This window comes from Nonomuraea zeae (assembly GCF_005889725.1).
Classification (GTDB): Bacteria; Actinomycetota; Actinomycetes; order Streptosporangiales; family Streptosporangiaceae; genus Nonomuraea; species Nonomuraea zeae.
This window is the reverse complement of record NZ_VCKX01000106.1, coordinates 1-20,987: the sequence shown is the minus strand read 5'-3', so window position 1 is coordinate 20,987 and position 20,987 is coordinate 1. Positions and strand designations below refer to the sequence as shown.

Below are 20,987 nucleotides of genomic sequence, written 5' to 3'. Positions count from 1 at the left end.
ATGAGATGGACTTCTTGCGCCCCACGACGTGGGAGGAGGCGCTGGCCGCCAAGGCGGACCAGCCCGAGTCGGTGCCCATCCAGGGCGGCACCGACGTCATGGTCGAGATCAACTTCGACGTGCGCAGGCCCGTCGCGCTGCTCGACCTCAGCCAGGTGCCCGAGCTGCGGGACTGGGAGATGGCCGGCGGGCTCTGCCGGGTCGGGGCGGGGGTGCCGTACACGCGGATCATCGACGAGCTCGGCGGCCCGCTGCCGGGGCTCGCCCAGGCGTCGCGGACGGTCGGCTCGCCGCAGATCCGCAACCGCGGCTCCGTCGGCGGGAACCTCGGCGCGGCCTCGCCCGCGGGCGACAGCCATCCGCCGCTGCTGGCGGCCGGCGCGGTGGTCGAGGCCGAGTCGCGCGACCGGGGCGTCAGGATGATCCCGGCCGCCGAGTTCTACCGCGGGGTCAAGCGCAGCGCGCTGGAGCCGGACGAGCTGATCAGGGCCGTTCACGTGCCGCCCGCCACCGGGCCGCAATACTTCTCCAAGGTCGGGACGCGCAACGCGATGGTGATCGCGGTGTGCTCGTTCGCGATCGCGCTGCATCCCGGCGAGGGGCGGGTCGGCACGGGGATCGGCTCGGCCGCCCCCACGCCGCGCCGCGCGCTGGAGGCGGAGGCGCTGCTGGCTGCGGAGCTCGACTGGACCGCGCCGCTGGATCCGACGCTGCTCAAGCGCTTCGGCGAGCTGTGCGCGGCCGCCGCCGCGCCGATCGACGACGTACGCGGCACCGCCGGCTACCGCGTGCACGCCATCGGCGTGATGGCCCGCCGGACGCTGACCTGGGCCTGGAACGACCATCTGGGAAGGAGGGCCGCCTGATGCGCGTCACCTTCACCGTCAACGGCCGCGAGGAGAGCGCCGACGACGTGTGGGAGGGCGAGAGCCTCCTGTACGTGCTGCGCGAGCGCATGGGCCTGCCCGGCTCCAAGAACGCCTGCGAGCAGGGCGAGTGCGGCTCGTGCACGGTCTACCTCGACGGCGTGCCGGTCTGCGCGTGCCTGGTGGCCGCGGGGCAGGCGGAGGGGCGGCGGGTCCGCACGGTCGAGGGGCTCGCCGACGGGGACCGGCTCGACCCCGTGCAGGAGGCGTTCGTGGAGTGCGGGGCCGTGCAGTGCGGCTTCTGCACGCCGGGGCTGGTGGTGCAGGCCCACGACCTGCTCGAACGGGTGGAGCGGCCGTCGGACGCCGAGATCAGGGAGGCGCTCGCGGGCAACCTGTGCCGGTGCACGGGCTACGAGAAGATCCTCGACGCCGTACGGCTGGCCGCGACCAGAAAGGCGGCGGGCCAGTGAGTGGGCCAGTGAATGGGCCGGTGAGTGGGCCAACGGGTGGGCCAATGAGCGGGCCGGTGAACGGGCCGGCTGACGGGCCGATGGACAGGTCGGCGGACGGGCCTTTAGGCGGGCAGGCGAGGGGCGGACACCGCATGCTGATCGAGAACGTGTACATCGCGCCGGTGGCCGGCCCCGAGATCGAGTCCGGATATATCAGGATCGAGGGGGATCGGATCGCCGAGCTGGGCGCGGGCCCCGCGCCCGGCGTGCCCGACGGGACAGCCCGGATCGACGGCACCGGCTGCCTGGCCACCCCCGGCCTGGTCAACACCCACCACCACCTGTACCAATGGGCCTCGCAGGGCCTGGCGCAGGACGCGACCCTGTTCGAGTGGCTGACGGCGCTCTACCAGGTGTGGGCCGCGATGGACGCCGAGGTCGTCCACGGGGCGGCCACGGCCGGCCTGGGCTGGCTGGCGCTGTCGGGCTGCACCACCTCCAGCGACCACCACTACGTCTTCCCCAAGGGCCGGGGCGACCTGCTCGCGGCCGAGATCGAGGCCGCGCGCGAGGTGGGCATCAGGTTCCACCCGGCGCGGGGCTCCATGGACCGGGGCCAGTCGCAGGGCGGGCTGCCGCCGGACGTCGTGGTCGAGGAGCTCGACGACATCCTGACCGCCACGGCCGAGGCCGTGGACGCCTACCACGACCCGTCGTTCTCCTCGATGCTGCGGGTGGCGGTCGCGCCGTGCTCGCCGTTCTCGGCCAGCGCCGCGCTGATGACCGAGAGCGCCGCCCTGGCCAGGGCCAAGGGCGTACGCCTGCACACGCACATCGCCGAGACCATGGACGAGGACGAGCACTGCGTGAAGCAGTTCGGGCTGCGTCCCGTGGACTACATGGAGCAGCTGGGCTGGCTCGGGCCTGACGTGTGGTTCGCGCACACGGTGCACCTGAGCGACGGCGACATCGGCAAGCTCGCCGCCACCGGCACCGGATCGGCGCACTGCCCCTCCTCGAACGGGCGGCTCGGCGCGGGGATCGCCCGGGTGTCGGAGATGCTGCGCCGCGGCGCGAACGTGGGGCTGGGCGTGGACGGCAGCGCCTCTTCCGAGCTGACGCCGCTGGCGGGGGAGATGCGGCAGGCCCTGCTGTTCCAGCGCGCCCGGTACGGTCCCGACGCCCTGACGGCCAGGCAGGCGCTGGAGCTGGCCACGCTGGGCGGCGCGCGCAACCTCGGGCGCGCGGGCGAGCTGGGCTCGATCGAGCCGGGCAAGCTCGCCGACCTGGCGCTCTGGCGGGTGGACGGCCCGTTCACCGCCGCCGTCGCCGACCCGGTCTGCGCGCTGGTCTTCGGGCCGCCGCCACCACTGGCCCGGGTGCTGGTCGGCGGGCGGAGCGTGGTCGAGGACGGCGAGCTGCGGACCGTCGCGCAGGACGAGGCCGGACGGGCGGGGGTGGCGGCCCGGCAGCGGCTGCTGCGGCTGGCGGAGGAGCGCGGGTTCACCGCCGCGAAGGAGGTCCACCCGGAAACGTAGGGGCGGGGAGCCAGGCAGCCGCCTCGTCCAGCACGTCCAGCACGTCCAGCACCTCCAGCACCTCCAGGACCTCGCACCGGCTCGGCACGGCCGCTCACGACGCGCCGGTACGCAGGGGGGTTCGTGATAGCTCGATGATGACTAAGGTGTGAAATGTCCGGAATGGAGTAGTGAAAGGCGGCCCCGTGTCAGCGGAACTCTCAGGCGAGCGGCTGGCGCAGCTCAAGAGCACCTTCGCGTCGATCGACACCGACGGCGACGGCTACATCAGCGAGACCGAGCTGAAGGTCCACTTCCCCGCCCTGCCCGCCGAGGCGCTGGGCGCGATGAGCCAGGAGGCGGACTCCGACCAGGACGGCCGTTACTCCCTGGAGGAGTTCATCCGGATCGTCTCCTAGCTCTCGGCGGACGGCCCCGCGGACAGCGCGCGCTCCAGCGGGGTGCGGAAGCGGGGCGTCACCGTGATCCCGCCGAGCCAGGCGGCCAGCCCGGCCACCTCCGCCTCGACGGCCGCCCGCGCGTCGGCGCCCACGTCCGCCAGCAGCCGCCACACGATCTCGCCGTCCCGCCGCTGCGCCCAGCCGCCCACGACCCGGCCGTCCCACCAGACGGTCGGCCCGATGTTCCCGCTGCGGTCGAACAGCTCGGCCCGGTGCTCGGGCGGCAGGTACCAGTCACGGGCCTGCCAGCCCATCGGCGTCGGGTCGAGCGCGGGCAGCAGCGCCGCCCACGGCTCGGGCGCGGCCACCTCGTCCAGGTCGCCGGGCAGCACGAATCCGGTGCCCTCCGCCAGCTCCACCGCGACCGCGCCGACCGCGGCCAGCGCCGCGCGCACGTCCTTCAGCGTCCAGCCGGTCCACCACTTCAGGTCGGCCTCCGTGCCGGGCCCGAACGCCGCCAGCCACCGGCGGGCCAGCTCCGCCTGCGCCTCGTGGACGGCCAGCTCGGCCATCTCCGGCGCCAGGCCCCAGCGGTGCTGCCCGCTGATCCACGTACCGGAGTGGCGGCCCCTGCGTACCAGCAGGCCGTCCATCGCCATCAGGGGCAGCAGGCGCGAGCCCACGCTCACCACCCCCTCGTACGGCTTGCCGACGGCCACCCTGACCTGCTCGCGCAGCCGCGGCTCCAGCACGCCCAGCTCGGTGGTCGTCGCCTCGCCGGCCGCGGCCAGCGCCGCCAGCACGGACGCCTCGACCTCCTTGAGCCGCGCGTCGTCCCAGCCGCCCGGGCCGAACGCCTTCAGCATCGACGCGCGCTCCCTGCGGGCGATCGGCAGCATCGACGAGTGGTGCACCACCGGCGCCAGGCCGGCGGGCACCACGAACACCGTGCGCCGCATCCCGGTCATCCGCACCAGCGTGCGCTCGGTGTACAGGGCCCGCTCGACCGGCTCGGGGCCGGGCTCGGCGAGCCGCGCGCCCGCCGACAGGAACACGGTCGCCGGATCGGTGCCGTGCAGCGCCACCACGGACGCCGCGGCCTCCTCCGGAGTCGCCGCCTTGCGCGCGAGCCGGTGCCGCGAGCCGAGCCGGGCCCGCCGCTGTTCGGTTGAGATCCGCACAAACGCCCCCTTCCGTGCAGTGAGCCTAGTTGGAGGATCACACACCTGACGACGGCCGGACGGGGTGGCGGTTGATGGTCACGTGCATAGGTTGCGGGGAGATCCGTTGTTTCACTGGAGGTCACCCCCCTGAACCTGGAGTGACCCATGACAAGTGAGGTGCATCCGGTCGACGCGCGCCTGCCGATCGCGCAGCTGGGCACGCTCGGCCTGCAGCACGTGCTGGCGATGTACGCCGGCGCCGTGGCGGTGCCGCTCATCGTGGGCGGCGCGCTCAAGCTGCCGCCCGACCAGCTCGCGTACCTGATCAACGCCGACCTGCTCGTCAGCGGCATCGCCACGCTCATCCAGTGCGTGGGCGTGTGGCGCTTCGGCGTCCGGCTGCCCATCATGCAGGGCTGCACGTTCGCGGCTGTCACGCCGATGGTGCTCATCGGCACCACGCAGGGCGGGCTCCCGGCCATCTACGGCGCCGTCATCGTCTCCGGGCTGCTCGTCGTGGCCGTCGCACCCTACTTCGCGAGGATCGTCAGGTTCTTCCCGCCGCTGGTCACCGGCACCATCATCACGATCATCGGGCTGTCGCTGCTGCCCGTCGCCGCCCGGTGGGCCGCAGGAGGCGCCGGCAGCCCGTCGTACGGCGAGCCGCGCAACATCGCCATGGCCGCCGCCGTGCTGCTGCTCATCCTCGCCGTCTACCGGCTCTCCAAGGGGTTCCTCGGCCGGATCGCCGTGCTGGTGGGCATCGCCGCCGGCACGCTGGCCGCGATCCCGCTCGGGTTCACCGACTTCTCGGGCGTGGGCTCGGCCGCGCTGTTCGGGATCAGCACGCCGTTCGCGTTCGGGCTGCCCACCTTCCAGGTCACCGCGATCATCTCGATGTGCGTGGTCATGCTCGTGTCCATGACCGAGACGACCGGCGACTTCGTGGCCGTGGCCGAGATGACCGGCTCGGACCTGACGCCCCGGCGGCTGGCGGACGGGCTGCGCGCCGACGGGTTCTCGACCGCGCTCGGCGGCGTCTTCAACACCTTCCCCTACACCGCCTTCGCCCAGAACGTCGGCCTCGTCGGGCTGACCGGCGTACGCAGTCGCTGGGTGGTGGCCACGGCGGGCGGCATCCTGGTGCTCCTGGGCCTGATCCCCATGCTCGGCGCGGTGATCGCGGCCATCCCCCAGCCCGTCCTCGGCGGCGCGGGGATCGCCATGTTCGGCACCGTGGCCGCCTCCGGCATCCGCACGCTGACCAAGGTGAGCTTCGAGGGCAACCACAACCTGGTCATCGTGGCCGTCTCCATCGGCGTGGCCGCCATCCCGGTCGGCGCTCCGGACTTCTACGACAAGTTCCCCGACTGGGCGCAGACGATCCTGAACAGCGGCATCAGCACCGGCAGCCTGCTGGTGATCGTGCTCAACCTCGTCTTCAACCACCTGCGGACGGGCGGGCCCGCGGTGACCGAGCGCGGGATGTGATGATGAGTCACGCCTTCCTGCCCGCTCGCACCGGGCAGGAAGGCGTGTCAGGACATTGTTCATCACCGTGTGGGAGTTCGTAGTGGTTCAGCACGTTCTGGTCGCCCCCGACAAGTTCAAGGGGTCGCTGACGGCGGCCGAGGTCGCGGCCCGGGTGTCGGCCGGGCTCGGGGTGCCGTCGGTGGAGCTGCCGGTCGCCGACGGGGGCGACGGCACCGTCGACGCCGCCGTGGCCGCCGGGTTCAGCCGGATCACGATCGAGGTCACCGGGCCCACGGGCGAGCGGATCCCCGCCTCCTACGCCTGGCAGGCCACCAATGACGGGGCCGGTGACGAAGCAGGTGAAGGGACCGGTGAAGGGCCAGGTGACGGGGTGGCCACGGCCGTGGTCGAGCTGGCCGAGGCGTCCGGGCTGCGCCGCCTGCCCGGCGGGCACGAGCCCCTGACCGCCACCAGCTACGGCACGGGAGAGCTGGTCGCCGACGCCGTACGCCGCGGCGCCCGCCGCGTGGTCCTGGGCCTGGGCGGCAGCGCGTGCACCGACGGCGGCGCGGGCCTGGCCCAGGCGCTCGGCGCCCGCCTGCTCGACGGCGACGGCCAGGACCTCCCGTACGGCGGCGCGGCGCTGAAGAGCCTCGCCCGCATCGACATGTCGGGTTTCATCGACATCTCCGGCGTCGAGTTCGTGGTCGCGAGCGACGTGGACAACCCCCTGCTCGGCCCGCACGGCGCCGCCGCCGTCTACGGGCCCCAGAAGGGCGCCACCCCTGACGACGTCAGGACCCTGGAGGCCGGCCTGTCCCGCCTGGCCGCCGTGGCCACGGCCACGCACGGGCTGATGGGAGCCGTGGAGCACGACGACACCCCGCGAGCCATGGGCGTCGCGGGCGCGCCAGGGGCGGGGGCCGCGGGCGGCGTCGGGTTCGCGGCGCTGGCGTTCCTGCACGCCGAGCTCCAGCCGGGTATCGGCTACCTGCTCGGCCTGCTCGGGTTCGGCGCGCTGGTCGCGGACGCGCGGCTGGTGATCACCGGTGAGGGGTCGCTGGACGAGCAGTCGCTGCGCGGCAAGGCGCCGATCGGCGTGGCCCAGGCCGCGGCCGAGGCGGGCGTGCCCGTGGTGGCCGTCTGCGGCCGCCGCACGCTCTCCGACGCCGAGCTGAAGGAGGCGGGCATCGAGGCCGCCTACGCCCTGACGGACCTCGAACCCGACCTCGACCGCTGCATGGCGGAGGCCGGGCCGCTGCTCGAACGCCTCGCCGCCCGGCTCGCCGCCGCCCACCTCGGAGGGGCCTAGATGACCCGGCCCGACCTCGTGGTCCGCTCCCGCAGGACCGTCACGCCCGAGGGCGAGCGCCCGGCGGCGGTGGCCGTACAGGGTGAGAAGATCACCGGCCTGTACGACTACGCCGCGCCGCTGGACGCCGCCGAGGACATCGACCTGCGGGACCTGGCCCTGCTGCCCGGCCTGGTCGACACGCACGTCCACGTCAACGAGCCGGGGCGGACCCACTGGGAGGGCTTCGACTCGGCGACCAGGGCGGCGGCCGCGGGCGGCGTGACCACGATCATCGACATGCCGCTCAACTCGCTGCCGCCCACCGTGGACGTGGCGGCGTTCGAGGTCAAGCTGCGGGCGGCCCGCGGGCAGTGCCACGTGGACGTGGGGTTCTGGGGCGGCGCGGTGCCGGGGAACGCCAAGGACCTCGCGCCCCTGCGCGAGCGCGGCGTCTACGGGTTCAAGTGCTTCCTGTCGCCGTCGGGCGTGGAGGAGTTCCCGCCGCTCACGCCCGGCGAGGTGCGGCAGGCGATGGCGGAGATCGCCGCGTTCGGCGGCGTGCTGGTGGTGCACGCCGAGGACCCGGCGCTGCTGGCCGAGCCGTCGGGGCCGACCTACCGGGAGTTCCTGGACTCGCGGCCGGGGGCGTCGGAGCGCAGCGCCGTGGAGCAGGTGGTCCGGCTGGCCGCCGAGACCGGCGTCAGGGCGCACATCCTGCACGTCTCCAGCGCCGAGTGCCTGGACGTCCTGGAGGCGGCGCAGGCGGACGGCGTGCGCGTGACGGCCGAGACCTGCCCGCACTACCTGACGCTGGCGGCCGAGCGCGTGCCCGAGGGGGCGACCGCGTACAAGTGCTGCCCGCCGATCCGCTCGGAGGCCAACCGCGACCTGCTGTGGGACGGGCTGGCCAGGGGCGTGCTGAGCTGCGTTGTGTCCGACCACTCGCCGTCGACCGCCGAGCTCAAGGTGCCCGACTTCGCCGCGGCCTGGGGCGGCATCGCCTCGCTGCAGCTCGGCCTGCCCGCGATCTGGACCGAGGCCGCGCGGCGGGGGTACGGGCTGGCGGACGTGGTCCGCTGGATGTCCGCCAATCCAGCAGCGATGGCTGAAATTTCTGGAAAAGGTGCCATAAAGGTGGGCAATGATGCCGATCTAGTCGCCTTCGACCCCCACGCCGACAACCTGATCGACGCCTCCCTCCTGCACCACAAGAACGCGGTCACCCCCTACCACGGCAGCACGCTCAAGGGCGCCGTCCTGACCACCTGGCTGCGCGGCCGGCCGGTGGACGGCGTACCGCACGGAAGATTCCTGTTGGGAGAGCAGTAGATGTCCTGTTTCACCACCCTGCCCGATCTCGCCCTCCGCAGCCTCGGCGGCTCCGTCGTGGCGGCCAGCGACGAGTCGTTCGCCGAGAAGGAGAGCCTGATCAGGCCGGGGCGTCCCGGCTTCATGGCCGACACGTTCGGCAGCAAGGGGCAGGTGTACGACGGCTGGGAGACCCGCCGCCGCCGCGATCCGGCCGGCTCTCCCGGCCACGACTGGGCCCTGGTGCGCCTCGGGCTCCCCGGCGTGATCCGCGGCGTGGTGATCGACACGGCCTGGTTCAAGGGCAACTACCCGCCCAGCGCCTCCGTCGAGGCCGCCTCGGTCGAGGGATATCCGTCGCCGGCCGAGCTGCTGGCGGCCGAGTGGGTGGAGATCGTACCGGTCGTGGAGCTCAAGGGGGACGCCGAGCACCACTTCGAGGTCGGCGACGAGCGCCGCTACACCCACGTACGCCTGAACATCCACCCCGACGGCGGCGTCGCCCGCCTGCGCGTGCACGGCGAGGTGCGGCCGGACCTGTCCCTCTACGAGGGGCTCGGCCTCGACCTGGCCGCCCTGGCGAACGGCGCCCGCGTCACGGCCTGCTCGAACGACTTCTACTCGGCGCCCGACAACGCCATCGCCCCAGGGCTGGCCCGGCACCAGGCGGAGGGCTGGGAGACGGCCCGCCGCAGGGGGGAGGGCAACGACTGGCTGCTCATCCGGCTGGCCGGGCGCGGCGTGATCAGGCTGGCCGAGATCGACACCACGAACCTGCTCTTCAACGCCCCAGGCTCGGTCTCGCTGACGGGCCTCGACGGCGAGTCGGAGGTGGAGCTGCTGCCCAGGACCCGGCTGCAGCCCGACACCCCGCACCGCTTCCGGCTCGACCGCCCGAGCCCCGTCACCCACGTGCGGGTGGACATCTACCCGGACGGCGGCCTGGCCAGAGTCCGGCTCCACGGCCACCTGACCTGACCTGACCTGACCTGCCCTGACTGTGGGGCGGACGGGGCCGCCCGGCTCACTGCCAGAGATAGACGGTGGAGCCCTGCGGCCGCTCGCTGTTGGGCAGCGGCCGCTGGTACTGCACGACGCCCCGGTTGCCCAGCCGCTGCACGCGCACGGTGAACCCGAGCGCCTCCAGCTCCGCCTTGGCGTCCTTGACGTCCTTGCCGATCACCGCGGGCACCAGGCCGAACTGCTGGTCGTCACGGGCCTGGTTGTCGCCGCGGAACCAGTCCCAGAAGTCCGTCTGGCAGCGCGCCACGGTGATCTGGGCCGGCGTGCCCTTGTCCACCTCGGACTTGGCCTTCGGCGCCTGGGCGATGACCGTGCACGGCTCGGCGTCGTCGTCGACCTCGTTGACCTGCACCTGGAAGCCCTGCCCGCCCAGGTATCCGGCGGCCTCGTCCTTCGGCATGCCGGTGACGTCGGGCATGACCATCCCGGCGCTGACCAGGATGTCGACCTTCGCGCCTTCCTTCACCTTCTCGCCCGCCTGCGGCGAGGTGCGGATGACCTTGTCCCGCTCGACCTCCAGGTTGGCCAGGCGCTTGACCGAGCCCACGGTCAGCCCGTCGGCGGAGATCGCCACGCGGGCGGCGTTGCCCGTCATGCCGGCCACGTCGGGCACGATCACGCGCTTGGGGCCGAGCGAGGGCACCAGCGTGATCGTGCTGCCCTTCTCCACCTCGGTCTGCGCCGCCGGGTCGGAGCGGAGGACCAGGCCCTCGCCCACCTTCTCGCTGTACTGTCCGTCGGCCTTCTTCACGGTGAAGCCGAGCGCGGTGGCGTTCTTCTCGGCCACCGCGAGGTTCTTGCCGACCAGGCTGGGGACGGCGATGTACTCGGTCTGCGAGAAGAACCACCCGGTCAGGCCGATCGCGACCACCATCACGGCGGCGAGCGCCACCAGGAACCAGTTCGGCCGGAACCCGCGCTTCTGCTGCTGCGGCGGCGTCTCGGCCCGTGGCTGGATCAGCGTGTGCATGGGCGCGGCCTGCGGCATCGAGGCCGCGGCGGAGGGCGTGCCGGTGTGCGGCTGGGACTGGGTCATCGCCGGATTGGTCATCCGCGGCAGCATCCGGTGCGCGTCCACGGCCGCCACCAGCATCGCGGTCGCGTCGGCCGGCCGGTCCTGCGGGTCGCGGGCCGTCGCGTGCGCCACCAGCGTGTCGACCAGCGGCGGCACCTCCGGCACGAACGAGGACGGCAGCGGCACCGTGTCGTGGACGTGCCGGTAGGCCACCGACATCGGCGTCTCGCCGTCGTAGGGCTGCTGGCCCGTCACCAGCTCGAACAGCATGATGCCGGCGGCGTAGACGTCGCTGCGCACGTCGGCGCCGCCCGTGGTCACCTGCTCGGGCGACATGTAGCCGATCGTGCCGATCATCACGCCCGTGCGCGTCTGGTTCGTCGCCTCGATGGCCCTGGCCAGACCGAAGTCGACGACCTTGACCCGGCCGTCGTCGGTCATCAGGACGTTTTCCGGCTTCACGTCGCGATGGACCATCCCGGCCTGGTGGGCCGCGCCGAGGGCGGCGAGCACCGGGATCATGATCTCGAGCGCCTCTCGGGCAGGCAGCCTGCCGCGCTCGCGCAGGATGTCGCGCAACGTCCTGCCGGGCACGTATTCCATCGACAGGTAGACGACATCGTTGTCAGTGCCCTGGTCGAAGACGTGCACCACGTTGGGATGAGAGAGACTGGCCACCGACTTCGCCTCGCCGATGAACCTCCGGACGAAGGCCGGGTCCTCGGCGAGCGAGCGATGCATGACCTTCAGCGCCACCGTCCGGTCGAGCCGGATGTCCAGCGCCAGGTAGACGGTCGCCATACCGCCCCGGGCGATCCGGCTCTCGATGCGGTAGCGCCCATCGAGGAGCCGCCCGACCAGGGGGTCCGCAGTCGTCGTATCCACCCCGCTGAGTTTACGGGCGTTTTGCCACTGGGAGGGCCCGACCGCCCGAAACCGATGCGGAGCCGTGCTCGTCGCGGCGTGTCGCTACGCCCCCGGGCTGCGTCGAGACAGTCGTCACGGCGTCACGGCGTCATCGGGGAGGAGGCCTCGGCGTAGCGCCTGCGCGGGATGCGGCCCGCCTGGCGCGCAAGCCGCCCCGCCACCACGGCCGCCTTCATCGCCGCCGCCATGAGATCGGGCCGCTGCGCCCTGGTCACGGCCGTGGCCAGCAGCACGGCGGCACAGCCGAGCTCCATCGCCAGCGCGGCGTCGCTGGCGGTGCCGATGCCCGCGTCGAGGATGACCGGCACCGAGGCGGCCTCCACGATCAGCTCGATGTTGTGCGGGTTGCGGATGCCCAGCCCCGAGCCGATCGGCGCGCCCAGCGGCATCACCGCCGCGCAGCCCGCCTGCTCCAGCCGCCGGGCCAGCGCCGGGTCGTCGCCGATGTACGGCAGCACCACGAACCCGTCCGCCACCAGCCGCTCGGCCGCGTCGAACGTCTCGATCGGGTCGGGCAGCAGCGTCCGCTCGTCGGAGATGACCTCCAGCTTGACCCAGTTCGTGCCGAGCGCCTCCCTGGCCAGCCGCGCCGTCAGCACGGCCTCGCCGGCGGTGAAGCAGCCCGCCGTGTTCGGGAGCACCTTGATGTCCCGCTCCCGCAGCACGTCCAGGACCGAGCCGCGGGCGCCGGGGTCGAGGCGCCGCATGGCCACCGTGGTCAGCTCGGTCCCCGACGCGGCCAGCGCCTGGTCGAGCACCTCGAGCGAGGGAGCGCCACCGGTGCCCATGATGAGCCGGGAGCCGAACTTCTCCCCGGCGATGATCAGTTCATCCACCTTGCACCGCCGTCAGAACCTCCACGCGGTCACTGTCGCCGAGCACCGTCGTCTCCCAGGTGCTCCGCGTGACCACCTCGTCGTTCACGGCCACGGCCACTCCGGTGGTGGCCGTGGTCAATGTGCGTACGGCCTGCGCCACGGTGGTGCCGTCGGCCACCTCGTGCGCGGCCCCGTTGATCGTTACGTTCATGAAATATCCCGAAATCTTTCCGGTGAGCACAGAGCCGCCAGCTCACCCTCCTCGCCCAGCAAGATGGCCGTGGTGAGCGGCGCCAGCAGCACGCCGCCCCGATGGTGCCCCGTGGCCAGCGTGAGCCCGGGCCTCCCGCTCGGGCCGATGACCGGCAAATTGTCCGGCGTGCCCGGCCGCAGCCCGGCCACCACGTCGGCGACCTCCAGCTCGGTGACCCCCGGCACCAGCTCCCTGGCGTCGCGCAGCAGCTCGTAGAGGCCGCCCGCCGTCACCCTGGTGTCGAACCCCATCTCCTCCTGAGTGGCCCCGACCACCAGCTCGCCGTCGCCCCTGGGGACGAGGTAGACGGACGCGCCGTGCACGGTGCCGCGCACGCATCGGCTGAGCAGCGGCTGCGGGGAACGCAACCGCATGATCTGCCCCTTGACCGGCCGCACGGGCACGTCGGCCAGCTCGGCACTCCACGCCCCGGCCGCGAGTGTCACCTGGTCCGCCCGGATCTCCGGCACCTCCGCCGCCTCGTGAAGACGCACCCCCACGACCCGGCCGCCGTCGCCCTCGGTCAGCAGCCCGGTGACGCGGGCGCGTACCAGGGGCACCTCCAGCCGCTCCAGGGCCGCGAGCAGCGCGGCCGTCACGCGGCGCGGGTCCACCCAGGCGTCGCCGGGAGCCAGCAGCCCGCCGCGCACGGAAGGCGCCAGCATGGGCTCCAGGCGGCGGCACTCGCGCCCCGTCAGCCGCTCGACCGGCAGCCCGAGCTTGTCCATGTACGCCGCGAGCTCGTCCAGCGCCACGAGGTCGTCGGACCCGAAGGCCACGTCGAGCGTCCCGTCCGAGCGCAGGTCCAGCCCCGTCCGCGGCCCGTCTAGCCCGGCGTCCGCGGCCAGCTCGGCGGCGAACCCGGGCCAGCGGCGCAACGACGCCACCCCGAGCCGCAGCAACGGCGCCTCGGTGTAGGCGACCTCGCTGACCGGGGCCAGCATCCCCGCCGCCGCGTGCGAGGCCCCGGAGGCCGGAGCCGGGTCCACCACGGTGACGGGCCGCCCCGCGCGGGCCAGCCGCCAGGCGATGGAGAGCCCGACGACCCCGCCACCCACGATCACATCCACATGCGCTCCCTTCGCCGGCATGATCCGGATCAGGTGTCTTGCGGTCGAAGGCCCGTGAAGCCTTCCTCTCAGCCCGGTCTCGGCCGGACTCCCGCGCGTCTTTCGTTCACAGCCTACGGCCTCGGTGCGACGTCCAGGCACCGCCCCCGTTATGGTCATGAACGTGAACCATGTCGTGGTGGTAGGAGCGGGCCTGGCCGGAGTGCGCACGGTGGAGGCGCTGCGCGGACGGGGATTCAACGGCAGGATCACCCTGATCGGCGAGGAGCGGCACCGGCCCTACGACCGCCCGCCGCTGTCCAAGGCCGTGCTGTTCGGCGACGCCGACACCAGCTTCGTCGAGACCGACCTGGCCGCGATGGACGTCGACTTCTGGCCGGGCGTCAGCGCCAAGTCCCTGCGCAGGGGCGTCGTGGAGACCACCGAGGGCGAGCTGGGCTACGACGGCCTGGTGATCGCCACCGGAGCCGAGCCGATCAGGCTGCCCGGCGACGGTCCGCAACACGTGCTGCGCACGCTCGACGACGCCCACGAGCTCAGGGCCATGCTCGTTCCAGGCGCCCGCGTCGCGATCATCGGCGCGGGGTGGATCGGCGCCGAGGTGGCCACCGCCGCCCGCCGCGCGGGCTGCGCCGTGACGGTCATCGAGGCGGGCTCCGCCCCGCTGGCCACCGCCGTGGGCGCCGAGATCGGCGCCCGCACCCTGCCCTGGTACGAGGGCATCGACCTGCGGCTGGAGACCATGGTCGACTCGGTGGACGAGGGCGGCGTGCGGCTGGTGGGCGGCGAGTTCGTCGAGGCCCACGTGGTCGTCACCGGCATCGGCGTCCGCCCGGCGATCGGCTGGCTGGCCGACGCCGACATCGACCTGCACAACGGCGTCGTCACCGACGAATACCTGCGCGCCTCGCTGCCGGACACCGTCGCCGTCGGCGACTGCGCGGCCTGGTGGTCGCGCCGCTGGCGCAGCCGGCTCCGGATCGAGCACTGGGACACCGCGCTCAACGCCCCCGAGGTCGCCGCGGCGAGCCTGCTGGGGGAGGAGGTCGCCTACGATCCGGTGCCGTACTTCTGGTCGGAGCAGTTCGGTCACATGGTCCAGTACGCGGGGCACCACCCGGCGGGCGAGCGCCTCGTCTACCGGGGCGATCCCGCGGGCAAATGGTCGGCCGTCTGGCTCACCGGCGACGACACTCTCGCCGCCGTGCTGTCCGTGGACCGGCCGCGCGACCTCGTACAGGGACGCCGGATCATCGACGCGGGGCACCGTCTCGACGCCGAACGCCTGGTAGATCCAGATGTCCCCCTACGGGATTGTGTTGTTTGAGCAAGCACGGCATGTGGTAGTTGTGGTTTCGTGACGCTTTCTGTTGCACAGATCGACCGGGAGACCGACCAGCTCGTAGACGAGTGGCTCACTCTCCCCGAAGTGGCCTCGCGCCTGGACCTATCGCTAGGGCGGGCCAAGCAACTCCTTAAGGATCACAAGCTGCTCGGCGTGCGCCGAGGGAGCGGCGGGCCACAGGTGCCCGCGGTGTTCCTGGATGGAAAGGACGTGATGAAGGGCCTGCCCGGCACGCTGACGGTGTTGCAAGACGCCGGTTACGACGATGTCGAGTCGCTCCGTTGGCTCTTCACCCCAGACGAGTCCCTGCCCGGGTCGCCCATTCAGGCGATCAAGGCCGGCCGTCACACAGAGGTCAAGCGGCGTGCCCAAGCCCTCGGTTTCTGAGGCCCGCCTCTATCTCTGCACAGACGGCCGCCGCGACCGCGGCGACCTGGCAGAGTTCCTCGATTCGGTGCTGGCCGGCGGCGTGGACATCATCCAGCTGCGGGAGAAGGGCCTGGAGGCACGCGAAGAACTCGCACTCCTCGAAGTCTTCCGCGACGCCTGTGACCGGCACGGCAAACTGCTGGCCGTCAACGACCGGGCGGACATCGCTTACGCCGCCCGGCCCGACGTGCTCCACCTGGGGCAGGACGACCTCCCTGTGACGGTCGCGCGAGAGATACTCGGCGACGACATCGTCATCGGGCGGTCCACCCACTCCATCGCCGAGGCTTCCGCCGCGGCCGTGGAGGAGGGCGTCGACTACTTCTGCTGCGGGCCGATCTGGCCCACGCCCACCAAGCCAGGGCGCCACGCTCCCGGCCCGCCGCTGCTCCGGCACGCGGCGTCGCTGGGCGGCACGCGGCCCTGGTTCGGGATCGGCGGCATCGACCTCGGCAACCTCGACGAGGTGATGTCGTACGGCGTGCGCCGGGCGGTGGTGGTCCGGGCGATCACCGACGCGGAGGATCCCGGGGCGGCCGCGGCGGAATTCGCCAAGAGGCTGTCGGCCTGCTGACCCTGGAGGCGCCCGCAGGCACCCGGGCGCCTCCCACGACCGCGCTCTTCAGCATGCCCGCACGCGCCGCGCGCCGGCGGCCGGAGCACGGCGGTCAGGTCGCGCGTGGACGCGGTGGTCGCGCGTGGACGTGGGGTACGAGGCGGTCAGGTTTTGCGGGAGGTGGCGGCGATGGCCAGCTCCATCAGCGCGGCGCGGGACTCCGTCGTGACGGGGGCCTCGTCGAGCGCGGCCAGCGCCTCGCCCAGATAGTCGCTGATCAGATCCTCGCACTCCTGCAACGCCCCGGTGTCGTCGATGATCTGCCGCAGCGTCTCCACCCCGGCCTCGTCGAGCCCGGGATCACCCAGCAGGCGCCGCACGGACTCCGCGTCGCCGGGGGAGGCCGCGGCCAGCGTGCGGGCCACCAGCATGGTCCGCTTGCCCTCCCGCAGGTCGTCGCCCGCGGGCTTGCCCGTCTGCGCCGGGTCGCCGAACACCCCAAGGATGTCGTCGCGCAGCTGGAACGCGATCCCGACCCGGCGGCCGTAGCCGGTGCACAGCTCGTCCATCCACGGCGCCAGCCCGCCGGACGCGAGCACCAGCCCCAGCCGGAGCGGCTGCTCGACCGAGTATTTGCCGCTCTTGAACAGCGCCACCCGCAACGCCGACTCGAACGTGTTCTCCCCGTTCGCCTGTTCGAGCAGGTCGAGATACTGCCCGCACATCAGCTCGGTGCGCATGTGGTCGTGAATCGGCTGGGCCGCCTCCAGCGCCTCGCGTGGCAGCCCGCTGGTGCGCCACATCTCGCCCGACCAGATGAGCAGCAGGTTGCCCAGCAGGATCGCGGCGCCCTCGCCGAACTGCGCCGCGGAGCCGTGCCAGCCGGACTTCTCGTGCATCGCCTGGAAACGGCGGTGCGCGGACGGCATGCCCCTGCGCAGATCGCTCTTGTCCATCACGTCGTCGTGCACGAGCGCGCTGGCCTGCAGCAGCTCCAGCGAGGCCGCGGCGGTGAAGATCTCGGGCACGTCGGTGCCGCCCGCCCCTCGCCAGCCCCAGTAGCAGAAGGCGGGGCGCAGCCGCTTGCCGCCGGACAGGAGCTCGTCGGCGGCCGTGCGCAGCGGCGCGAGCACGGGGTCGCCCGGCGCGGGCAACTGCCGTTCGACGAAGGCTCCGATGGCGCGCTCGACCTGCGTGCGCAGGGCATCCATGCCGGCGGCGTCAATGGTCATGCCTTGAGACTAGTAGGAGAGCGGAGGCGGTCGGATCTCCAGGCACCTGTATGGCGGCTGGTTCCGGCGATGTGGCTGTAACCTTGAGCCCATGGCGCTTGGTCGACCCTCCATCCGGCCCGATCGTGTTCCCACCGTCCGCGAGTTGCTCGCCGGCGGGGGCCGGTCGTTCTCCTTCGAGTTCTTCCCCCCGAAGACCGACGAGGGCGAGCGCCAGCTGTGGCGGGCGATCAGGGAGCTCGAGTCGCTGCGGCCGACGTTCGTGTCGGTGACCTACGGCGCGGGCGGCTCCACGCGTGACCGCACGGTCGACATCGTGGAGCGGATCGCCCACGACACGACCCTCACGCCTGTGGCGCATTTCACGGCCGTCAACCACTCGATCCGCGAGCTGCGCCACCTGGTGGGGCGCTTCGCCGACGCCGGGGTGCGCAACATCCTGGCCGTTCGCGGCGACCCTCCCGGCGACCCGGGCGCCGACTGGGTGCAGCACCCGGAGGGTGTCCTCTACGCGGAGGACCTGGTGCGGCTGATCAGGCAGGCGGGTGACTTCTGCGTCGGCGTGGCCGCCTTCCCCTACAAGCACCCGCGCTCGCCGTCCATCGAGTCCGACACCGAATACTTCGTGCGCAAGTGCCGGGCGGGCGCCGACTACGCGATCACGCAGATGTTCTTCCAGGCGGACGACTACCTGCGCCTGCGCGACCGGGTGGCCGCGCAGGGCTGCGAGACGCCGATCATCCCGTGCATCATGCCGGTGACGCAGATGAGCACGATCGCGCGCTCCGAGCAGCTGTCGGGGGCGCCGTTCCCGCCGGACGTGGCGGCCCGCTTCGAGGCGGTGGCCGACGACCCGGCGGCGGTGCGGCGGCTGGGCATCGACCACGGGGCCGAGCTGTGCCAGCGGCTGCTGGACGAGGGCGCGCCGGGGATCCACTTCATCACGTTCAACCGCTCCAGCGCCTCGCGCGAGGTCTTCCAGCGTCTGGAGCCGGCGCAGCTGTCCGCCTGACGCCGCTCTTCCCTTATTTCCGGTACGGCGGAGCCGTCCGGGCCCGGCGGCCTGGTGCTGTCAACGCGCCTTCGAGAGTGGGCCCGCCACCCGCCCGCAGGGGGACCGGGCGGGTGACGGACCAGGGGACAGTAGCCGACGAGTAAAGGGTCAGTTACTTTCTGTAATAGAAGATGCCCCTGGTCATGCGGAGCAAACCCGAGAGTCACAATCTCATCAGGTGTAACGCTCAGGTCAAGGGCAGGGGGCGCCCGACGATCGCGTACTCCTCGTAGCCGCCGGGGAAGACGAACCGGCTCAGCAGGTCCGTGAACCCCAGGCTGGCGTAGAGGTGGCGGGCGGCCGTGGGGCGATCGTGGGTGGACAGGAGCGCCGAGCGCTCGCCGCGTCCCGCGCACAGGGTCTGGATCATCGCGCGGCCGATGCCCTTGCCCTGATAGTCGGGGTGGACGTGGACCTCGGCCAGCTCGAAGGCGTGCCCGAGCCAGGCATGGGCCACCTCGTCGCCCGACTGCGCGGCCAGCGCCCGCAGCACCACGTCGTGCCACCACTGGCCGGGTGCGCCGCGGAAGCCGTAGGCGAAGCCGACGGTCGTGATTCCGGGGTCGTGAATGGCGCGGGACGAATCGTGCAATTCTGCGAAATAACACTGGAAATGGGGATATGTCCCGTGATTTCGCATGATGGTCTTGCGGCCGGTGATCTGCTCCTCCGGCGGGTTCATGGCCGCCGTGTAAATGTCGATCACCGTCTCCAGCTGCTCAACGAACTCGGCCGGACCCGCCCCGCGAAACTCGATCACCCGTCGCACATTACTCGACGTCCACGGGCGTACCCCCGGTGATGCGCACCAGCTCGTCGAACGTCGTCGGGAACACCGTCAGCGGGTGGCCTCCCGCGGCCCACACCACCTCGTGCTTGCTCAGCCAGTTGTCCACCAGCGTCCGCACGGGTGCCGGGTGGCCGACCGGGGCCACGCCGCCGATGGGCTGGCCGGTGGCGGTCCTGACGAACTCCGGCGTCGCCCGGCGTACCTTCGCCACCCCCGCCGTGCGGGCGATCAGCTCCACGTCCACGCGGTGCGCCCCGCTCGTCAGCACCAGCAGCGGCGCGCCGTCCGCGTCGAAGATCAGGCTGTTGGCGATGGCCCCGACCTCGCACCCGAGCTGGGCGGCGGCAGTCGCGGCCGTGGGGGCCTTCTCCGGCAGGACGACGATCTCACCGGTCGCGCCCAGCTCGCGCAACGCGGATTCCACCACAACGGCATTCGCCGGCAACTTCTCAGACATGAGCACACTCTAAACAGGTTGACCGGTTCATTACCGGTGCATGGTGATTGGTGTAGGGTCCACTGATCCGGTCGTTAATGGTATGAGAGGTGGTACGGGTGGGGGCTCGACGCTTGCCCGGAATGGCTGCTCTCGCGACGGCTGGGGCCGTCGTACTCACGGGCGTGCTCACGGGCTGCGGCACGCAGGCGGGGCCGCGGCATTCACCGGCCGCGCCGGTCACGACATCGGTCACCGCCCCTGACACGCCCGCGGCCGGCGCCGGCTCCGGCCCGGCCTCGGGGCGCACCACCACCGCGCCGCGCAAGACGCTCAAGCTCGGCGCCAAGGGCAAGTCCGTCACCTGGCTGCAGCGGCGGCTGACCGAGCTCGGCTACCAGCCGGGCAAGGCCGACGGCCGCTACGGCGGCACGACGCTGGCCGCGGTGTGGGCGTTCCAGAAGGTCAACGACATCAAGCCGACCAGCACCGTCGCCAAGCGCACGTGGGACGCCCTGGAGGCCCCGAAGCCGCCCAAGATCCTGGTCAGGAACGGCAAGCCGACCCGCGCCGAGGTCAACCTGACCAAGCAGATCATGGTCCTGTACGTCGGCGGCCAGGTGAAGCTGATCACCCACGTGTCCTCGGGCAGCGGCATCCCCTACTGCGAGACCGCCACGTGGCAGGGCAAGGAGCAGCGCTTCTGCGGCTCGGCCAGCACGCCGACCGGCAACTACAAGACGACGTGGCGCGCCAGCGGGTGGCACAAGTCGTACCTCGGGGAGCTGTACAACCCCGTCTTCTTCAACGGCGGCATCGCCTTCCACGGGGCGCTGTCGGTGCCGCTCTACCCGGCTTCGCACGGGTGCGTGCGGATGCCGATGAACGTGGCCCAGGTCCTTCCCGGGATGCTCGGCAAGGGCGTGCCGGTGCACGTCCGGGGCAAGTTCCGGCGCGCCTGAGCGCGTTCTCCCACGTCCTGCGGCCCGGTGCTCTGAGCGATCTCAGGGCGCCGGGCCTTTTCGCGTCCCGGGCACGGCTCCTGGCGTCGTTCCGGGCGTGCCTTTGGGGGCGGATCCGGGCGTGGATCCGGGCGGCGATCTAGGTGCCATAACGCCCGCATAACCAGATTCAGTGACATGCGGGTTATGGGGTGCCTGCTGGACTCCCTCCTGACCTCTGGGGGGATCTCATGGCGACGACGTTCGCGCTGCGCGTGCCCGTACGGGCGGCGGCCCATCCGCACAAGGCGCGGCTGCGCTGGGTGCTGGCGGCGGGGTGGGCGGTCCAGGTGGTGCTGCGGCTGTGGTTGTACCGGTATCACACGGCACCCGTGGCGAACCCGGACGAGACCGGCTACCTCCTGGCCGCCCGATGGCTGGCCGGCGGGCCCGGCGCCGATCTGACGGGCTCGACCTTCTACCAGGCCGGGTACGCGTTGCCGCTGGTCCCGATCTTCTGGCTCACCTCGGACCCGGTGCTGGCGTACCGGCTGGTGTTCGTGGTGGGCTCGGTGGTGGCGGCGGGGGCGTACCCGCTGGCGTACCTGCTGCTGCGGCGGC

The 20,987-nt window shown here is 72.3% G+C and carries 21 protein-coding genes, 1 pseudogene and 1 riboswitch; of the genes and pseudogenes, 14 read left to right on the top strand and 8 right to left on the bottom strand.

The window, feature by feature from the left end; genetic code table 11:
• Positions 1–5 precede the first annotated feature (5 nt).
• The 4 genes from ETD85_RS30115 (at position 6) to ETD85_RS30095 (ending at position 3,257) form a co-directional block, all read left to right on the top strand.
• A complete protein-coding gene (locus tag ETD85_RS30115; RefSeq protein WP_138693179.1) occupies positions 6–866 on the top strand; it encodes an FAD binding domain-containing protein in 861 nt (286 codons plus the stop codon).
• Positions 866–1,339, top strand: a complete 474-nt coding sequence (locus ETD85_RS30110) for a (2Fe-2S)-binding protein (RefSeq protein ID WP_138693178.1) — start codon at positions 866–868, stop codon at positions 1,337–1,339. Before ETD85_RS30115 ends, ETD85_RS30110 begins: the two co-directional genes overlap by 1 nt.
• 134 nt (positions 1,340–1,473) lie before the next feature.
• Positions 1,474–2,859, top strand: a complete 1,386-nt coding sequence (locus ETD85_RS30100) for an 8-oxoguanine deaminase (protein WP_206058729.1) — start codon at positions 1,474–1,476, stop codon at positions 2,857–2,859.
• 185 nt (positions 2,860–3,044) lie between these two features.
• Positions 3,045–3,257 carry an EF-hand domain-containing protein gene (locus ETD85_RS30095; protein WP_138693176.1) on the top strand — a complete coding sequence of 71 codons (213 nt, stop codon included), beginning with the start codon at positions 3,045–3,047 and terminating at the stop codon, positions 3,255–3,257.
• On the opposite strand, the gene ETD85_RS30090 is transcribed toward ETD85_RS30095, so the two are convergent.
• A complete protein-coding gene (locus ETD85_RS30090; protein WP_170246912.1) occupies positions 3,254–4,420 on the bottom strand; it encodes a winged helix DNA-binding domain-containing protein in 1,167 nt (388 codons plus the stop codon). The genes ETD85_RS30095 and ETD85_RS30090 overlap by 4 nt on opposite strands.
• A 147-nt stretch (positions 4,421–4,567) precedes the next feature.
• Here ETD85_RS30090 and ETD85_RS30085 point away from each other — a divergent pair, with 147 nt between their 5' ends.
• The 4 genes from ETD85_RS30085 (at position 4,568) to alc (ending at position 9,455) form a co-directional block, all read left to right on the top strand.
• Positions 4,568–5,893, top strand: coding sequence for a nucleobase:cation symporter-2 family protein (locus tag ETD85_RS30085; RefSeq protein WP_138693174.1), 1,326 nt, complete (start codon positions 4,568–4,570; stop codon positions 5,891–5,893).
• Positions 5,894–5,975: 82 nt separating this feature from the next.
• Positions 5,976–7,187: a glycerate kinase gene (locus ETD85_RS30080; RefSeq protein ID WP_138693173.1), complete on the top strand. Its 1,212-nt coding sequence runs from the start codon at positions 5,976–5,978 to the stop codon at positions 7,185–7,187.
• Positions 7,188–8,498 (top strand): allantoinase AllB, encoded by a 1,311-nt coding sequence (gene allB, locus ETD85_RS30075; RefSeq protein ID WP_138693172.1) that lies wholly within the window; start codon positions 7,188–7,190, stop codon positions 8,496–8,498.
• On the top strand, positions 8,499–9,455 hold the full coding sequence (gene alc, locus ETD85_RS30070) for an allantoicase (RefSeq protein ID WP_138693171.1): 957 nt from the start codon (positions 8,499–8,501) through the stop codon (positions 9,453–9,455).
• A 46-nt stretch (positions 9,456–9,501) separates the two neighbouring features.
• Here alc and pknB read toward each other — a convergent pair whose 3' ends face one another.
• The 4 genes from pknB to thiO all read right to left on the bottom strand — a co-directional run bounded on the left by pknB (position 9,502) and on the right by thiO (position 13,583).
• A complete protein-coding gene (pknB, locus tag ETD85_RS30065; RefSeq protein ID WP_138693170.1) occupies positions 9,502–11,400 on the bottom strand; it encodes a Stk1 family PASTA domain-containing Ser/Thr kinase in 1,899 nt (632 codons plus the stop codon).
• Positions 11,401–11,522: 122 nt separating this feature from the next.
• On the bottom strand, positions 11,523–12,278 hold the full coding sequence (locus tag ETD85_RS30060; RefSeq protein WP_138693169.1) for a thiazole synthase: 756 nt from the start codon (positions 12,276–12,278) through the stop codon (positions 11,523–11,525).
• Positions 12,271–12,471, bottom strand: coding sequence for a sulfur carrier protein ThiS (gene thiS / locus ETD85_RS30055; protein WP_138693168.1), 201 nt, complete (start codon positions 12,469–12,471; stop codon positions 12,271–12,273). The genes ETD85_RS30060 and thiS overlap by 8 nt, the downstream gene beginning before the upstream one ends.
• Entirely contained in the window at positions 12,468–13,583 is a 1,116-nt protein-coding gene (gene thiO / locus ETD85_RS30050; RefSeq protein ID WP_138693167.1) for a glycine oxidase ThiO, read from the bottom strand. The genes thiS and thiO overlap by 4 nt, the downstream gene beginning before the upstream one ends.
• A riboswitch (TPP riboswitch) is annotated at positions 13,573–13,688 on the bottom strand. (Overlaps the previous gene by 11 nt.)
• A 52-nt stretch (positions 13,689–13,740) precedes the next feature.
• Here thiO and ETD85_RS30045 point away from each other — a divergent pair.
• Genes ETD85_RS30045 through thiE form a run of 3 tightly spaced genes read left to right on the top strand, consistent with a single transcriptional unit; the run spans position 13,741 to position 15,931 of the window.
• A complete protein-coding gene (locus tag ETD85_RS30045; RefSeq protein WP_138693166.1) occupies positions 13,741–14,910 on the top strand; it encodes an NAD(P)/FAD-dependent oxidoreductase in 1,170 nt (389 codons plus the stop codon).
• 30 nt (positions 14,911–14,940) lie between these two features.
• Positions 14,941–15,315: an Rv2175c family DNA-binding protein gene (locus ETD85_RS30040; RefSeq protein ID WP_138693165.1), complete on the top strand. Its 375-nt coding sequence runs from the start codon at positions 14,941–14,943 to the stop codon at positions 15,313–15,315.
• A complete protein-coding gene (thiE, locus tag ETD85_RS30035; RefSeq protein WP_138693164.1) occupies positions 15,293–15,931 on the top strand; it encodes a thiamine phosphate synthase in 639 nt (212 codons plus the stop codon). The genes ETD85_RS30040 and thiE overlap by 23 nt, the downstream gene beginning before the upstream one ends.
• Before the next feature lie 146 nt (positions 15,932–16,077).
• Here the strand turns inward: thiE and ETD85_RS30030 are convergent, their stop codons facing one another.
• Complete coding sequence (locus tag ETD85_RS30030) at positions 16,078–17,145, bottom strand: polyprenyl synthetase family protein (protein WP_170246910.1); 1,068 nt, start codon at positions 17,143–17,145, stop codon at positions 16,078–16,080.
• A gap of 91 nt (positions 17,146–17,236) precedes the next feature.
• Between ETD85_RS30030 and metF the strand changes: the two genes are divergently transcribed.
• Entirely contained in the window at positions 17,237–18,157 is a 921-nt protein-coding gene (gene metF, locus ETD85_RS30025; RefSeq protein WP_138693163.1) for a methylenetetrahydrofolate reductase [NAD(P)H], read from the top strand.
• 229 nt (positions 18,158–18,386) lie between these two features.
• On the opposite strand, the gene ETD85_RS30020 is transcribed toward metF, so the two are convergent.
• A complete protein-coding gene (locus ETD85_RS30020) occupies positions 18,387–18,959 on the bottom strand; it encodes a GNAT family N-acetyltransferase (protein ID WP_138693162.1) in 573 nt (190 codons plus the stop codon).
• Between the two features lie 10 nt (positions 18,960–18,969).
• Positions 18,970–19,446, bottom strand: a complete 477-nt coding sequence (locus ETD85_RS30015) for a YbaK/EbsC family protein (protein WP_138693161.1) — start codon at positions 19,444–19,446, stop codon at positions 18,970–18,972.
• Between the two features lie 122 nt (positions 19,447–19,568).
• Here ETD85_RS30015 and ETD85_RS30010 point away from each other — a divergent pair, with 122 nt between their 5' ends.
• Positions 19,569–20,387, top strand: coding sequence for a L,D-transpeptidase family protein (locus ETD85_RS30010; RefSeq protein WP_138693160.1), 819 nt, complete (start codon positions 19,569–19,571; stop codon positions 20,385–20,387).
• Positions 20,388–20,617: 230 nt separating this feature from the next.
• Positions 20,618–20,987 (top strand): annotated as a pseudogene (locus ETD85_RS30005) (hypothetical protein); the annotation flags it as partial.

Excerpts from the sequence above, each read along its gene's own strand:
- ETD85_RS30115 (WP_138693179.1), top strand. The coding sequence starts at position 6 with ATGGACTTCTTGCGCCCCACGACGTGGGAGGAGGCGCTGGCCGCCAAG.
- ETD85_RS30110 (WP_138693178.1), top strand. The coding sequence starts at position 866 with ATGCGCGTCACCTTCACCGTCAACGGCCGCGAGGAGAGCGCCGACGAC.
- ETD85_RS30100 (WP_206058729.1), top strand. The coding sequence starts at position 1,474 with ATGCTGATCGAGAACGTGTACATCGCGCCGGTGGCCGGCCCCGAGATC.
- ETD85_RS30085 (WP_138693174.1), top strand. The coding sequence starts at position 4,568 with ATGACAAGTGAGGTGCATCCGGTCGACGCGCGCCTGCCGATCGCGCAG.
- allB (WP_138693172.1), top strand. The coding sequence starts at position 7,188 with ATGACCCGGCCCGACCTCGTGGTCCGCTCCCGCAGGACCGTCACGCCC.
- alc (WP_138693171.1), top strand. The coding sequence starts at position 8,499 with ATGTCCTGTTTCACCACCCTGCCCGATCTCGCCCTCCGCAGCCTCGGC.
- thiS (WP_138693168.1), bottom strand. The coding sequence starts at position 12,471 with ATGAACGTAACGATCAACGGGGCCGCGCACGAGGTGGCCGACGGCACC.
- ETD85_RS30045 (WP_138693166.1), top strand. The coding sequence starts at position 13,741 with ATGAACGTGAACCATGTCGTGGTGGTAGGAGCGGGCCTGGCCGGAGTG.
- ETD85_RS30030 (WP_170246910.1), bottom strand. The coding sequence starts at position 17,145 with ATGACCATTGACGCCGCCGGCATGGATGCCCTGCGCACGCAGGTCGAG.
- metF (WP_138693163.1), top strand. The coding sequence starts at position 17,237 with ATGGCGCTTGGTCGACCCTCCATCCGGCCCGATCGTGTTCCCACCGTC.
- ETD85_RS30015 (WP_138693161.1), bottom strand. The coding sequence starts at position 19,446 with ATGTCTGAGAAGTTGCCGGCGAATGCCGTTGTGGTGGAATCCGCGTTG.
- ETD85_RS30010 (WP_138693160.1), top strand. The coding sequence starts at position 19,569 with ATGGCTGCTCTCGCGACGGCTGGGGCCGTCGTACTCACGGGCGTGCTC.